8 protein-coding genes are annotated in these 15,925 nt (G+C 58.9%); 7 read left to right on the top strand and 1 reads right to left on the bottom strand.

From position 1 onward, the window contains the following. Positions 1 to 8: 8 nt before the first annotated feature. Both ACGFZ3_RS16795 and ACGFZ3_RS16790 read left to right on the top strand, forming a co-directional pair. Entirely contained in the window at positions 9 to 548 is a 540-nt protein-coding gene (locus tag ACGFZ3_RS16795) for a phage tail protein (protein WP_392923686.1), read from the top strand. Next, positions 548 to 1,090, top strand: a complete 543-nt coding sequence (locus tag ACGFZ3_RS16790; RefSeq protein WP_392923684.1) for a GNAT family N-acetyltransferase — start codon at positions 548 to 550, stop codon at positions 1,088 to 1,090. Before ACGFZ3_RS16795 ends, ACGFZ3_RS16790 begins: the two co-directional genes overlap by 1 nt. On the opposite strand, the gene ACGFZ3_RS16785 is transcribed toward ACGFZ3_RS16790, so the two are convergent. Beyond that, entirely contained in the window at positions 1,083 to 1,373 is a 291-nt protein-coding gene (locus tag ACGFZ3_RS16785; protein WP_392923681.1) for a DUF6916 family protein, read from the bottom strand. The genes ACGFZ3_RS16790 and ACGFZ3_RS16785 overlap by 8 nt on opposite strands. A gap of 371 nt (positions 1,374 to 1,744) precedes the next feature. Between ACGFZ3_RS16785 and ACGFZ3_RS16780 the strand changes: the two genes are divergently transcribed. The 5 genes from ACGFZ3_RS16780 (at position 1,745) to ACGFZ3_RS16760 (ending at position 14,301) form a co-directional block, all read left to right on the top strand. Beyond that, positions 1,745 to 2,296 carry a hypothetical protein gene (locus ACGFZ3_RS16780; RefSeq protein ID WP_392923679.1) on the top strand — a complete coding sequence of 184 codons (552 nt, stop codon included), beginning with the start codon at positions 1,745 to 1,747 and terminating at the stop codon, positions 2,294 to 2,296. Between the two features lie 789 nt (positions 2,297 to 3,085). Next, positions 3,086 to 4,369, top strand: a complete 1,284-nt coding sequence (locus tag ACGFZ3_RS16775; RefSeq protein ID WP_392923677.1) for a hypothetical protein — start codon at positions 3,086 to 3,088, stop codon at positions 4,367 to 4,369. An 83-nt stretch (positions 4,370 to 4,452) separates the two neighbouring features. Continuing rightward, positions 4,453 to 5,139 carry a hypothetical protein gene (locus ACGFZ3_RS16770; protein WP_392923674.1) on the top strand — a complete coding sequence of 229 codons (687 nt, stop codon included), beginning with the start codon at positions 4,453 to 4,455 and terminating at the stop codon, positions 5,137 to 5,139. A gap of 524 nt (positions 5,140 to 5,663) precedes the next feature. Then, on the top strand, positions 5,664 to 13,346 hold the full coding sequence (locus ACGFZ3_RS16765; RefSeq protein WP_392923671.1) for a CHC2 zinc finger domain-containing protein: 7,683 nt from the start codon (positions 5,664 to 5,666) through the stop codon (positions 13,344 to 13,346). 343 nt (positions 13,347 to 13,689) lie between these two features. After that, a complete protein-coding gene (locus ACGFZ3_RS16760) occupies positions 13,690 to 14,301 on the top strand; it encodes a hypothetical protein (RefSeq protein WP_392923668.1) in 612 nt (203 codons plus the stop codon). Positions 14,302 to 15,925: the final 1,624 nt, after the last annotated feature.

The following is a 15,925-nucleotide window of genomic DNA, read 5'->3' as shown; positions in this document are numbered from 1 at the left end:
AGACGACCATGACCACACCCTTCATCGGTGAGATCCAGATGTTCGGCTTCGACTACAATCCCTACGGCTGGGCGTTCTGCAATGGCACCACGTTGCCTGTGACACAGAACACCGTTTTGTATTCGCTGTTGGGCGTGATGTACGGCGGCAATGGCAGTTCCACGTTCCAGCTTCCCAATCTGGTAACGCGTGCGGCATGCGGCCAGGGCACCGGCCCGGGCCTGACACCGCGCAGGGCTGGCGACGCCTTCGGTGTCACCGCAGTGACCCTGACGGAGCAGCAGATGCCCGCCCATCAGCACGTGCTAACGGCCTTCCAGCAGGGTGACACCACCAAGCGCAGCAGCACGCCGGTTCAGGGCGGCGGCCTCTCCCAGCCGGGGTCCAGTACGGTGAAGCCGTTCAGCAGCAGCCCACCGAATGCGCCTATGTCACCGACCATGCTCAAGCCCGCGGCCGGCGGTGCACAGCCCCATGCCAATCAGCAGCCCTACCTGGCGGTGAACTTCTGCATCGCGCTGACCGGTGACTACCCCAGCTTCGGATGATGGCCTCACCACCCCTGGCACCGTTTCCGCCTGCGCGCTTCGCGGCGCTGGCGGCGACGTCGGACACAGCATGGCACTGCCGCGCGCTCGGTGGCGACGATCTGGCGTGGTTGCCGGCGTTGTACGCCAGCACCCGTGAGCAGGAACTGCAGGCCGTGCCATGGCCCGCCGATGTCAAACAGCAGTTCCTGGCACAGCAGTTCAACGCTCAGCACCAGCACTATCTCGCCCACCACCCCCACGCGCATTATCTTGCCATCGAACGCAACGGCGAGGCCGTGGGACGCATTTATGTCGATGAGAGCGGCGCGGACGACCTTCTTGTAGATATAAGCCTGTTCCCATCATGGCGGGGGCAGGGCATCGGAAGCGCGCTGATACAGCGCCAGCAGCAGGCATCGGGTGGGCAGGGGCGTGGGCTGGCGCTGCATGTGATGGTCCACAACATGGCCGCGCAGCGTCTGTATGCGCGGCTGGGCTTCGTGGAAAACGGCGAGTCGGCAGATGGCCTGTACCTGCCGCTGCGCTGGCAACCTAGTTGAAGACGGCCTGGTAGAGGAAACCGGCGCGCTCCTGCGCGACAGGGACCAGGAAGATGCCGACTTCACCCACCCGCCCGTGGCGCAGAGGGTAGATCTTCTGCGGAAATACAATCGGTGCGGCGTTGCGGAACAGCAGCGAGAACGGTGCACGCGCCGCGCCGGGGTGCGGCGAGGCCAGGGGGCGGGCTTCCACCAACACGAATTCCATCGCCATGCCGTCGTACTCGGCAGCGAACGTCTCATTCACGCAACCGGCGAAGTGTTCCAGCGTCAACAGTTCCATGTCCGTCCCCCGTCGGGCAGGCCGCAGGATGCGCGGCTCTGGGTATCGTCGCTGCATTGGGTTGCTTGCGCAAGATGAAAGGGCGAGGTGCGGCTTCCCGAGTGCCAGAGCCCGGCCTCCCATAGGAGATATACTTCCCTCACTCAGGATCCAGGATGGATTACAGCCCTATGCGTCTCACTGCAGCAGCCAGTTCGCTTGTCGTTCTACTGTCCATGGCATCTACCGTCCCGGTCTCTGCGGCGGAACCTGAAATATTCGGCATCAAATTAGGGGCACCATTAGCGCTGCCCCTCTGCCAGCTATCCTTGCCCGCTCCAGCCGCCCCCAGAAGCAACAAAGGGGTAGGGGCCAGGGCGTTCAACAAGCTGATGACCCCGCCGCCGGAACCGCCGAAGGCCACCCCACCAGCAACAGGGTTGTGCGTCGCGCCCGGCACGACAAACATAGCTGTAGGCAATACGGAGTTCGGGGCAGGGGAGTATGGTTACCTGGTCTTCGCCACGGAAGAGTTCCCAGCGTGGGTTGCGCCCATCGGCATGGCGATCGGGGCGGGCGCGGGTGACGCGTTTTCTCTGGAGGGTGCAGGCGGCCTGGTGCTACTGCGCAACGGGCGTGTGATCGCCCTGCGCTTCAACACCACTGGGTTCGAGGCGCAGCCGCGCGTGATGGAGCTGCTCAAGCGAAAGTTCGGCTCGCCCAGTGCGGAAAAAGCGGTGACCTGGAACAACGATCTTGGCGGCAGCCGCGATTCGATCTCCGCGCAGTGGCGCAAGCGTGATTTTTTTGCGGATTATTCCTCGGTCGTGCAATCGCAGCCCATGCGAGCACAAGGGCTGTCCGGCGGAATCGGGTTCCTCAGCATCGGCAATGATGAGGGGCAGCAAGTGCTGCAGCCTGCCAGCAAGGAAGCGGAGTTCTAGGTCGCGCAACGCCAAGACCTGACCGGGATTCCTGCGGCCCACAATGGCCAGATGACGGATCTCTGACGATGAAGGGAGGCTTCGGCATGAAGATTGCGGGGCGCCCACCGCTTTGGTCCACGCTTTGCGCCTGATCCTGCTGTGCACGCTGGTGCTGACGATGGGCGACTGCAGTCGGATAAGTGAGTCTTCCGCACCTGAGGTCGGGGGAATCCCGACATCCGAATACGGCCCCCAACGCTATGATTGACTACCGGTCCAATGTGCCGCGCCAGGGCAGGGCGTCTGCTCTTCAATACCCTAGGTCACCGCAATGGATATGCAGGTGGAGGTGCCCCCCGCAGATGCGGGCCCGGCCGAATCCATAATCTTTAGGTACGGCTGGCTCTACCAGCTAGTGCAGCAGTGGGGGCGGATAGAGCTTGAACAGCGCACGCGGTTCGTTACCAGCCTGCACCAAAATAGGCTCGAGCATATGCGCCTGTTCCTCGGTGGACTGCAGAAACTAGGCCCGTTCCCCGTTCCCCGTTCCCCGTTCTGGTTCCTTCGTATCTCCAGTTCCTCAACTGGGAATGGAGGAGCTTGGGCAGCAGCATGCGACTCGGTCGGGGCACTGCTGATCTATGCAATGGCGATGATCTATCTAATGGGGTGGATACCGGTAGCTATGCGCACGCGGCTGGACACCTAAGTCAGCCCGCTTGAGGCCGACATCAACTGGGCATCGCTCAGGGCGACACGAAGAGCTGTCTATCGCTAAACCCATACGAACACATTTTTGAGGAAGCTGTGAACACCATTCTGCTTATCACCATCTTGGCGCTGCTCATCGCAGGCGCCTCGTTCATCGTCATCCGCCGGAAAACAACCAGCACTCCTATTGACGCCGGCGAGCCCAGTCGCCTCGATTCATCGTCGGCCGGTATGCCGGAGGCGAAGACCGACCTAGGCTGCGACTTCGCTCTGTTTGACGACAACGGAACGAGCCTGCTTGAATGCAGAGAAATCGAGCGCATCCCGGCGCGAACGCACACTCTCGATTCGTCAGGTAGTGGCATCGAACGCGTCAAACACCTTGCAGCCGATCTGTTCAAGGGTGCTGCAAGCGTTCCCGGCAGGACTGTCGAGGTGGTCTTCAAGCCCGAGATCCAAAAGGGACTCACGGAAGGCACTTACTCATTGATGAAGACCAAGTCGGGAGAGATCCTCGCCGATGCGGTTGACTCGTCCAACAAAGTGGTCGGAAAGGCAAGGCTTATGCAGGGCGGAAAGGCCAAACAGCTCGCCGGTGGAGCGTTTCAGCTTGTCAGCATTGCCGTGGCTCAATCCCATCTTGCAGACATCGAGAAGAGCCTTGGCATAATCAGGGACTCCATCGCCGAAATAATTGAAAGGCAGGAGAACGAGGACAAAGCACGAATCACAGGCGCATTCGACTACATCAAAGAGATTGCCTCGCACATGCGAGAGCTGCGCTGTCCAGATGAGCTGCCCCAGCACAAGATGAACACGATCGAAGGCGTCATTAAGGACTCCTACGCGTGGCGCAACAAGCTTGAGGAGGACATGTGCTCGCTGATCAGGCAGATTTCGACGTTGACCGACTCGGATACCTTTGGGACTGGCGAAACGTTCAATAAGCTCAAAGGCTTTATCGAGCGGATGAGGCCTCTACTAGCCAGGCGCGAACTCTTTCTCAACCTCGCCTCAGCGCTTGATTTTGTCACCGCCTATCTCGATCCGGCGCAGCGTAACTACTCACGCATATCGGTGAACGAGGAGCGCTGGAATGATCTCCTGGAGCAGTTCGGGAAAGCTGTTTCCACTAGGGAGGCCGCACTGATGGGTAAGGCGTTCTGGAACTCCGGTGAAACCCTCCAGTTGCGAAAAGATAAGCTGAGGTCAATGACATCCGACTATCACCGGCTCGGCAATGATCAGCAGGCCAGCTACCTGCAGGTGCGGCGCGCACTGGATGAGAGTGTCTCCCGCCTTATCGATGCCAGTGGCAAAGTCCGGATTGCAATCGCGTTCGATGGCCAGGGAGGTGTCGGTGGCGCAGCCATCCTCTAGACAACCCTACTCGAAGCAACGTCTACAACGAACATCGTTGCTGCAAGGCAACCAAGCATCGTGCGAAAAATCATGGAGCTAGTATGAAAGCCAAGCCACTACTTGAAGCACTCGCGAAGAAGCTCAAGACAACATCGCAAGCAAGCCTTGCATCTGCGTTAGGCGTCAGTGTGATGACGCTCCACAACTGGAAAAGCAAGAACAAGTCACTGACCGCAGGACAAATTGCGAACGCAATATCCAAGTCAAAAGTTGCCGCAGTTAAGACTTCGCAGTTTCAGACGATACAACCAATTGTTGAGTTCTACTCGATTGACCCATGCAAGACCAGGAATGGAGGCTCTTGGCAGATACTTGAAACTGGAAGCGCCGTAAATTCATACCGCAATGGACTTCGATCGGCTCTAGAGCACGCAAATGGGGTGTACATCTTCTATGACTCAAGAGGAAAGGCACTATATGCAGGCAAAGCAAAAGATCAATCTCTATGGAAGGAAATGAATCTTGCCTTCAACAGAGACCGTGAGCTCCAGAAAATCAACCTCACTCACCATCCCGACAGGAACCAAGAGTTCCGGCCGGGCCACGAGAAACTCAGGCAGCCCAAGAGAACTCAGCTGGAGCTTAGCAATCTTGCGGGGTACTTTAGTGCTTACAAGATTGAATACGGCATGATTGATGACCTTGAAGCGCTACTTGTCCGGGGCTTTGCCAATGACCTCCTCAACGCCAAGATGGAAACTTTTGCCCATCAGCGCATCGGCACCTAACATTTCAATCAAGCCGATGCCGCTTCCTGCATGCCTTAACTTGGGCATTAAAATCCATGGACAGAGACTAGAAATTCTAATCTAATGATCCAATTCGAGGAAGGTTGGCCGATTGGGAACGGGGTCTACTTGGATGAATGATGCGATTACTAGGCGTCAGCAGCACCGCTCTGGAGTTCTCGATCCGGGACGGGGCAACCCTATGACAGCACCCCAGAATTTGCCCCGAATTGGCGAGGTCCACACTAGGGGATTACATGCGGGTTCGTTTGTGGATGCCCACGACTGGAATGTCGTCAGCTGCGGCTTCGCAGATTCACAAGGCGACGTAGCCTGCGCCCTGGCCAAAATCTGAAGGTCCACAACCAGGGCACAACTCGATGGCGAGTTCGAGCAAGCCATTCAATTGCAAACAGCATCGGTGAGTTCGAGGCAAAGGATTGACGCCACTGTTCGCCAAAAGTCGGAGAGTCCAAGCTACAGCTGCGCCATGAGTGGGGTCAACGGAGTGTGGACCATCTGACTTGATTGAACTGATGGATCGAGCTGATAAGCTCTGGGGAAAGTCGCTACTGATTGAACAGGGGGCAAAGATGGCGTGGTACGACGTGGGAAACCTTCTTGAGAAGGTTCCGCTGGAAGATCTGGTAAATCGTCTGGGCCTGAAGACAGAGCGGCGCGGCCATCAAGTGACCGCGGTGTGCCCCTTCCATCAGGATACGCGTCCGTCGCTCAGAATTTACGCGGCAGCAAAGGGGATGCCCCCTCATTTCCATTGCTTTGCGTGCGGCGCACACGGCAATGCGATTGACCTCGTAAAAGAGGTAAACGGGAGCGACTTCAAGACCAGCGTCGAGTGGCTTGCCCGGCAATACAGCATCCAACCCGCACGGGGTGAGCCCGATAGTGTAAAGACACGAGGGCGGAGACTATCGGCGCTGGATTTTGCGCTTCGCGAGTTCGACCGCAATCACGACGCAGGGGAGTTTGAACGTTGGTGCATCAAGCGTGGGTTTGACAAAGAGTTCCTGTACGAGAAAGGGTTGCGCTGCATCACCGGCCCGGTTTTGGTGGCTGCGACCAAAGCGCGGGCGCTCGGTGAGCAGCTGGAGTTGCTGGATGGCTTACTTGAGTTGGGGCTTGTCCGGCGCCTCCGTATAGTTGAGGAAACCCCTCAGCTCAAACTGGATTACCGCGATCAGTTCAATGACTATTTTGCTGACGGCCGCATTGTAATCCCTGTCTATGCTGCTGAAAAAGCGCCCAACAAAGTTGTCGGCTTTGCGGGGCGGCTGCTGGATGTTGCTGCGGCCAGCGATGTACCTAAGTACCGATTAACGCCAGGATTCAGAAAGGCCGAATACCTTTTCAATGCGCAGGCCGCGTTTGCGGGTGTGACCGCTGAACTCAAAGCAGACGAGCCGTCCAGATTGTATCTGGTGGAAGGGTTCCTAGATGCATTGCGCCTGGAGTACCTCGGGCAACATGCGGTTGCCCTGATGGGCACAAGCCTGAGCAAGGAGCAGCACGGGCTGTTGTCCAGGTTTGTGGAGAGCCAGCCGGACAGTGCGCAGCCGCTGAGCCTGTGTGTATTTCTGGACAACGATGCTGCAGGGTTCAGCGGCGCAGAGAGGCTTGTCAGGGACCTGCTTGGGATGACCGGGGTAGACCTGCAGTGGATGGGCATACCTTGGCGCACACGACCTGGCATTGGCAAAGACCCGGACGCCTGTCTGCGCGCAGCATCTACAGAGGATTTTGCTCAAGAATGGCTGGCGCAGTACAGCATGCCCGCAGAAGCGGTGCTGTTGGTCGCATCGCTGGGCGGCAAGGACAGTTCGGTGCTGGAGGAGAACTGGGATAACCTGCCTGTCTCGGCGCGTGAAAGGGCGCTATTTCGTGCGGCGCTTGCAATAAACCGTTCGCGCGGGAAGCGGCAGCACAGTGCTTTTCTTGCACGCCTTGGCCACGTTGGGTCGGAGTGGGCATACGAGCTGGGCGAGCTTCTAACGGGGGACGCAGCAGCGTCCTCGCGAGCTTCAAAGGCGGTATACCTTGTTGGCCAGTATGAACGCACTGCGCTGGCACGGACGCTGGCGTACTTTGGCTCGCGGCGGGGGGAGCTGCCGTGCGATGAGGAAGCTTGGCTGACGTTAAGCGCAAACGCGCGCCTATTTGACACGGTTGCGCTGGATAGACTGAAAAGCGTGACCGCCCATGAGGGTGCCTGGCGTCAGGCCGCTCCCTTCGAGGCAGTCAACCTGCCCAGGAAACTAAGCTGCGATGAGAAGGTGCTGAACGACCCACGGCTAAAAGTGATGCCTCACCCGGCTGACCTGCATGTTCAACAGATTGTTCTCAATGAACTGCTGACTGAACGGCATGACCGCCTCAGTGCGGACGGAAAGACCTTCTCTGCCAGCATCCCGGCCGTCCGCTGGTATTCATCACGGAATGAGGTGGTTGTCAGCGGGCCATATCCTGCGCTCAACGAGCCGGACCTGCACGTCGGCGAGCCAGCGACGTTGAGTTTTGGCTACCAAATCGACATGGAGGTGCTGGAAGGGCACAAGACGCCTTCGGACCAGGGCATGTTCCGCCCGTTCGGCCAATGCTGGCGCGACTTCATGGCCTGTCTGGGCCAGCAATGCCACGCCATTGGCCCGCAAGTGCACGTGCTTCGCTTGGACGTGCAGCGATACTACGATACGGTTCAGCAGTTTGTGGTCCGCGACAGCCTGCTCACACCATTGATCGAGGAGGTGGAGGCATCGGGGCTGCCGACTGGGCTTGCGGACATGCTGTCCCTGCGAGGCGAGCAGGACGGCGGAAGCTGGGCCGAATCGTTGGAACGGCTGCTGAAGGGTTTTCTGTTCGGGTATGCCTACCGTAACCCCAAGCAGCAGGGCCGGGATGCTGTCTTGAGCGCGGAGACCATGGGCATCCCGCAGGGGCCGGTGATCTCTGCCTATATTGGGACTATTGCGCTGTTTCCGGTGGACAACTGCGCCCGACAGTTCATCCGTGAAAGTTCCAAGGTCTCAGAAAGCGGGCAGTCCCTTCCTAGAGCAGGGTACGCCCGTTACGTCGACGACATTGTGATCTTCGCCGACAGTGCACAGTTGCTTGGCCAACTGCGGGAAGCGCTGCAGGCGGAAGCACAGAGCCTGTCGCTGGCCTTGATCCACAAGGGCGATCGCGTGCGAGCAGGGTCGCCAGAGCAGGTAATGCGACAGCTCAATGAGGGCCGCGGGCTAGCCGCGTCAGTACCAGGATGGGAGGCCCCACTGGTTGGAGATGGTGAGGCAGGTTGGAGCTTGGCGCAGGATCTACCCAGCGTCGACCGCCAGTGTGCGCTGCAAATGCTGCGCCACCCGGACCTGTTGACCCGGCCTCGGACCATCCTTCCGCAGGTACAGACGGCGATGGCTGCCAAGGAGTTACGGCCGAACGACATTGGCCTGTGTACCCGCTGGCTTTGGTGGCTGGTTGCCTTGGAAAGCAGGGGCCCGCTGTTGAGGAGCAGCGAGGAAATCTGGGCGCAGTACTGGGATTTGTGGGAAAAGGCCTGCGAGCACCTTGTGGAAAGTTGGGACGATTCGTTTAAGCAGCGCGGCTACCACTGGCTGTATGCCATTGAGGGTCTGGACCGGCTGCTTGATCCGAACCCCTGGGTGGAAAATGGCCAAACAATGAGCGAGGTGCCTGCGAACCGGGCCCATCGTCAAAACTTGGCGCACAGCGTGTGCCAAGGGGACTTCTTCATTTTTCTCAAAGGCGCGGTGGCCATCAAAGAAAACCTGTCACACCTTCGGCGGCGCGCGCGATTGACGGTCGTGAAGGCACACAGGCTGTCCCGCCAGAGCGCCTCAGTCCGCATGGACGACATTCATCAGGCAGGGGCGGTAACCTCGGTGGAGTGGCTGTGCCTGGCTGCTGAGGCGCTCAATGCTGTGCCCGACGTTGCAATTGACCAGTGGACGCCGCTGAACCCGCTGACAAAACGCGAAGAGACCCTCTCGCTTGGAAATGATGGGCTGGGCCTCGCCAACGCCGTGAGAAACATACTGAGGAGCGGAGCCGACGCTCCGGTTTGTGAGTCTAGCGAGAGCACCGCGCGGGGCATGGCGATAGACTTCGTGTTGAACAGCGCCCCCAAAGGGAAGGGCCTGGAAGTTCTGACCAGGTTCAAGCAGCTATTCAAAGATGAAACAGGTACGGCACTAGAGCTGATCGCAAACCTGCCTGTCGCCCGCGAGCAAACCTCGGTCTTTGCAATGGGGGGCGGGGAAGGGGCCTTTGGAAAGCGCGTATACGTCTACACCGTTCCGCCCCAAGCGCCGCATTCACGTGATTTCATTCGAGTTGCATTGGGCGACAGAGCTTCCGCTGCCAGCTTTTCAACGCTTCAATTCGGTGGCGAGCAGGACGACACCACATGCCTGGGGGTGGAAACGAGCGCCGAGGTGCCATGGAAGCGCATTGATCCAAGCGAAATGGCATTACTGGGGCCACTGACGTACCTAGCCGCCGCGCTGTTTGACGGACTGTACGCAATGCACCGCGATGACGTTGAGGAGGCGATGGCCTACGTCCCCTTCAAACCACAGCTGGTACAGCACGAACGCAACGGTGAAGTAGTCATCCACCTGGTGGGTGAGCCGGTGCGGCGCGACTTGCTGGGTGTCAATGCGTGGTTCCACGATGATGATGGCCGGGTCCGCGCTACAAGCGTTCCACACCTCCATGCAGACATCTGGCGGGTGGGTTGGGCGGTTGCCGACGTGCTGGGCATTGCGGCGACAATATCGGGGGAGACGGGAAACCGCGAGGAGACATTGGCTGAGAATGTCCTTCAAGGTGACTCCTCCATTGAACGTGACCAGGTGCACGCTGACCAGCTTGAGAGCTATGTACTCAGGCAGCAGCTACGCAAGCTACAGGGCGCTTACCTGTCGGATGCGCTGTCTGATGCCCCCGCGGCCAAGCTGGGCGCGTTGCCTGGAACAGTAAGCCGAGCGCTGGAGCTGTTGCGGAAGTACCCGTCTAACGCAGACCTGCGCACCAGGACGCACCATGTGCTGACCATGGAGGCGCAGACCAAGGCGATGGCGCTTCGCTTGCGCGGTGGCGGTGGCGGTGGCGCTGACCTGCGCAATCTGCTTCACTTGGTATTTCCTCGGGTAATTGAGCACCTTCCTCTGTGGGTGCTGCAGGGCATGGAACTCGTACCCGCGCGTCCGGATGGGATGCGCCCTGAACTTGGATTGATGCATGCGCTTTATGGCGCACTGAACGAGGCGCCGGGAGTGCACGCCGAGCAGGCGTCCGACAGAGCGCCCGCCCTGCGGGTGGCTTTGGCGCTTGCGGTTGCCACTGCCGGGCTGCGGGGCAGCGTTGCCGCTCTGTGGGGGCTGATGTGGGGCAATACGAACCGGTTGAGCGAACTGCCTCAGTTGCCCGAAACATGGGCGCTGCCCGAGGTGTTGAGCGCCGACCCACAAAGTGACTACCGCGCCATCTGCAAATGGCTCATTGATGCTGATGGCGATGCGCTTGGACGAGCTACCCCATGGCACTGGATGCTAGCGATGGTGGGGCTCTTGGATGCCAGCTTCCCTCAGGCTCTGGAGATTCCAGCGCTGGCCACGGTGTTCTCCACGCTCGCTAAATGGCGCTACGCAGACGCCGCGTCCGACGTGGCAACCGAACCCGCGGACACAATCGAAATCGAAGCGCTGTGCGATGAATCCGCGTGGCCTTTTGAGGATCTCCCCACGCTCAGTGTGCTGGATTGTGATGCGTTAGTGGGCGCGATAACAGCGGCCATGGTCGCTGTTGATGGCGTGCTGGGCGTGCAGGTCATTCGAGAGAAGGCGTCGCGCTTTGGTAGAGACCCGCATACCGGTGAGTTCACCGATGCCAGCGGCAAGGGCTGGCAGATGTCCGTGCCCCAGTACTCCTTCTTGGGGCGGGAGGGTCCTGAGCGCGTGGAAGTTGGCAGGGGCAGGCTGTCTGCTTGGACGGAAACGCGGAGGACCGCAGATGGCGAACTATTAGCCGTCCACTGGTTGAACGGAAAGCTAGGGCGCTGGTTTGGCATGCATCGTGGGCATGCCGTAGTGAGCCCGTTTGAACCGTCCATGCCTGTGGAGGCAAAGGGTGTTGGAACCGTTGAACGTGCGCAGTCGCCGGAGGAAGATGGCCAGACGCTCTTCACGCGCAGTCAAGAGACTGTCCTGCCAGCACCGAACCCACCGCCAGAAAGGGGAGGGGGTGATGTAGGCGAAGATAGGGCTGCGTTTAGGCAGAAGGGCCGTGCTGAGTCGGGGTTTGATGTGCTGGCCAAGCTGCGCAAGCTGCAGAGCGCTTCCTTCGATACTCGTAAACGAAAGACTCCCGCCGATGTCTCGGGCACTGAATCAAGTCACTTCCGCGTGGCGTTGCTCCAGCTCAGTGCCCACGATAGCTACTGCCACCCACTGGCGGAAGTGGGCATTGATGGGCTGCCGCTGAGTAAGGGGGCCCGCGAGGTGTTGGCGTCGAAGCTGGACAACAAGGACTTGAAAGCAGCCAGGAAAGCCGCCAAGCCTGGGAGTGAGCACCAATGGAAGGACACGGTGCAGGTTGTCTCGTGGCCGGAGCACCGGCGGCGCGCAGTGCTGGAGGCAGCGCTCGATGCATGCTACAGGCTGGGTGTCGAGTTGCTGGTGTTGCCAGAGGTTTCTCTTCGCAAGGAGACCATTGATTGGATGAAGCGGAAGTTGGCCAATCATTATCCTGGACTTGCGGTGCTGGCCGGGACCTATCGAAATTTCAGTGCACAGAGTCACCCAGACCACTTGAAGGAAATGCTCACCCTGCTGTGGCGGCCTGAGAAGTCGCTACTGGACGAGTTCAGGCTGGAAGGAAAGACAACCTTTGAGCTGACCAGAGGCAAGAAGTACAGGTCAGTAGCTTCACATGAACTGTTCAGGCCGGACTTGAATGAGCTAGCGCCACTGTATTCGGACAGGCGTGTGATGGACGCTGTTATGCGGTTGCGCGAGGAGAGCAAACAAGAAGATGGCTGGACTTCCAGCCAGGTCAAAGGGTTGATGGTGAACCTTGCCGAGGGCTCTCCTAAGCTGCGCCATTGTATGGAGCTGATCTGCTCAGAGCTTTTCCTATTGACCAGCCCGGCAAATCGCAAGCCGTTGGTACAGGAGCTGGAGAAGATATTGGCCATTTTTGAGGCGCCGGCGGGAGTGGTGGCGGACGCAAACAATATGGTCAATCGTGATCTAGAGGCAGTGGGTGATCTGCTCACCATTGCGCAGACACAGCGCGAGCGGCGGTCGGTGCTGCTGGTGCCGGCCCATACCAACCGCACAAACGACTACTGGCATGCCGGCCAAGCCAGCGTATTGGCCTCCGGGACGGCTACGGTTTTCTGCAATGCCGTGCTTGGTGGCGCCAGCGGAGAGAGCTGCTTCATCGGCATAGACTCGGTCACTCGTTCGCATTCAACTGCGGGCGCGGTAAAGCTTCTGACGCCTTACCACGGGTGGCATACGGGCATCCTCCAGCCCGATTGCAAGGGAGCGCTGTCAAATAAGGATCAGGCGCTTGTAGTGGTTGATATTGACCCGGTGCATGTGGTGAGTGGAAAGCCGCGGCCACAGTTGCTACCCGAGCCTATGGCCTTGGTGGCGTACCTCCCGGTGGTTGAGGTGGTGGACAAAGAGCACAACGACATAATGCTGGCGAAGGCGTTGATACATGCTGACAAACCACATCTGAAAACGCTTGAAGAAGAGGATGCTTGGTTGGCCAAAAGAGCGCCTGAGGTTGCTGGACTGGAAGCATTGCTAAAGCGTTGGCTGTTCAAGTCGAAGGATTCACCACACTCAAAGGATGAATTTGAGCTGGCATACCAACCGCTGGAAAAGATCCGCTCAGGGAATGTTGACGAAGTAGAGTACGTTGCGCTGATGGAGCAGTTCTCCGAGTTTTTCGGCGATCCGAGAGCGGTTTGCGAGCGATTTGACGCTTGGCATAGAAACCGACATCAGCAGCCGGGAATCAAAAAGGGCGCGAGCAATGGGTACGAGCCAGCATGGGTGGACTTCCTGATTGCGGACCTGACTTGTAGCGGCGAGCTTCCGACGTTGGAGGTGCCGGCTTGGTGCGGGCTTGGCTCTTTCCATGAGGACCAAGGAGGCTAAGAAATTGCATAGGAAAAGCTCGAACTTTCCTGAGCTGAAAGAGTTGCCGTGAGTCTTGGCGGTGCTGGAGGGCGGCCAAACCACCTGACGGGTTTGGTCAGCCCTTTTGAGGGCAAGTCGACGGGCAGGCTATCCAGGCTGTCTCGGCAAGAGGCAGCCGATGACCGCAGCCGACCCGGGCCACACGTCCATCGCCGTAGCACCGCGTCCTATGGGCACGTTCCACTAGTCCGTGCCGAACCGCCACGGTGGCGGCTAGCCATTGCGCTGCCAGCCGTGCCTGTAACATTCTGATTATCACAGGCATACAATCACGCCAGATCCGGCCGATAGGGGTAAGGGAGTGGATATTCTTGGAGATGGCTTCTTCGGATCGTTAGTGGGCGCCATCATTGGCGCCGTTGTTGGCGGCGGCTTTGCGTTATTCGGCATAGTAGTTGCATGGCTACTTCAGCTCGTTGTGACGTGGCTTGCGGAGCGCAAGCAGGTTCGCGCAGTGCTCCAGGCAATTATCCATGAGATATCTGTACTTGAATCGCTCTACATGCACAGAATCGGCGCAGCTGTCGAAATGAACGGGGGTCAAGACATCCTTGAAATATATTTCCCAATTTTGTCCAATTATTTTGTTGTGTACGACACCAACTGCGGCGGAATAGGGCGTGTTCAAAGCGCGGAGGTCCGCAAAGCTGTAGTTGAGACGTATGCACACCTTAAGTCACTCGCTGACACCTTTGGCTATAACAATCAGCTTTTGATGGAGCGGCAGGCGCTTGATCAACAGCTGGTGTCTAGTCCTGACAGCGAGGCGTTGAAGATCCTCGTGATGTTCAAGGAAGATGAGCTGCGCGCATACGGAGCAGGTATCTGGCAGCTTCACGTTGCTGCAATGAGCGCCGCGTCGAATCTTAAAACCCTCATTGGTGATCGTCTGAGAGTTTGCGGTGTTCCTTAGGGTGTAGGGGCAGCACCCCTACGGCTATCGCTTCACCCGCGTCGGCCAGGTCGCGGCCCACGTCGCATCTGGACCACATTTAAAGGTTCGGCAGTGGGGCCAGGATCACCCATGCCCAACCGCCTTTCTCGGCGAATCCTGGGGGCTGTTCGTCGCAGAGATTTGACGGCAAGCTAAGTCACTGATTTCTTGGGTCATAATTCTATCGCAACGCCACAATCTCCATGATCCAACGCAGATCTTTCTGTGCCTAGGATGCCAGTCGCAGACATTCCTTCCACTGGAAGGTCAGATGCCGACAATTCCGCCCTTCGGAGATCCGATGCAGACAATTCTGCATCTCAACGAACTAGTAAGGGGCGGTCCAGGTTTGGCAGGGAAGGATCCTCCATCCACTACACCTGACCGCCGGCTCTGCTTCGCTCCTTGCGGGCGCAGCCCAGCCACGCCAGAGTCAGAAGGCACGAGCTCCTTCTATGTCTGATCAACACCACTGGGCGGATCAGTGCGGCTTCATCATCGGTAGCAGAGCCGTCAAGTCGGCCGAGCAAGTGAAGGGCGGAGCTCGCGAAGCCGCGACCCAGTACCCGTTCGTATGCCCGCGCCAGGGCCTCGATCGCAGGGTTGTCAGACGGGAGGAGAGACATTGCCTGCGCGATCTCTCTTAGGACCGCCTGTGTGGGCCTACCCAATACACGGCCATCCAGGAACAGGTGCTCGCGGACTCTGTAGGCGGGGAGCAATACAACCGAAGCGCGCGAGGATGGCTGCCCCCCACCTTCCGAGGCCTCAGGCAAGCCTAAGCAGGCTCGCTCACGTGCCGAGAAGGTCGACTCGCGGAACTTCGCCGCAACTGAGGCCGTGATACGCGCCATCGGTCTTTCAAGCGCCTGAGGAAGCTCAAGAAAGAAGTCACGACCTGGCCCCATGGACGGGGCAAGGCGCGAGAACGCGGCCTTCTGGGAGCGAGCTTCGACGGATTGCCCATGACGTACGGTAGACGCCCTGATGAGCACGTCCGACGAGGCGTACTTCGGTCGGTACCAAGGGTAAGCCCTGCCGCGAAACAGGACTGCCGCCTCCTCGGCGGACGTCAGATCATCTCCCACCCCGATCAGCGTTCGCCGACCTCGACTCGCCCCGGCCCAGCGAAGGTATCGCTTTATCCAGCTGCCACGAAGGTCCTCGATCCTACCTTCTTCGTCAAGGGTATTCCGGCTCGAAACCGGGTCATGCCCGCATGGGCATAGTAGGGGAGGGGCATCGGAGCGAAAGCCATGCCATAGCGGTCTCGAGCAATGGTCGCACTGAGATGAGAGGGGTTGCGAGTGCCACGGACACCGGTTGACCCAAGGCATCTGGAACAACATCGAGTGATACCCAGTTTTCATGCACTCAGTACACCCCGACAGGTATGGACGCCAGTGCGTCGCAGAACCGCCGAATGCTTGCCAAGCAGTTGGCTGCCACAGTGGCGCGAGGATAGACGCAGCAGGAATTCTTGCCGCAATCGAAGTTCTGGCCTTTGCAGAGAGACAGAGCTGACGACACAAATCCTCGGTGTACCTTGGGCGAATGCCGAACGCACCATGACCATCACTGCAGTAAAGGCTATTGAATCTCA

The organism is Stenotrophomonas sp. NPDC047960, from assembly GCF_043204395.1.
Taxonomy (GTDB): domain Bacteria; phylum Pseudomonadota; class Gammaproteobacteria; order Xanthomonadales; family Xanthomonadaceae; genus Stenotrophomonas.
The sequence above is the reverse complement of the archived record's forward strand: the minus strand, read 5'-3'. Positions and strand labels throughout refer to the sequence as shown.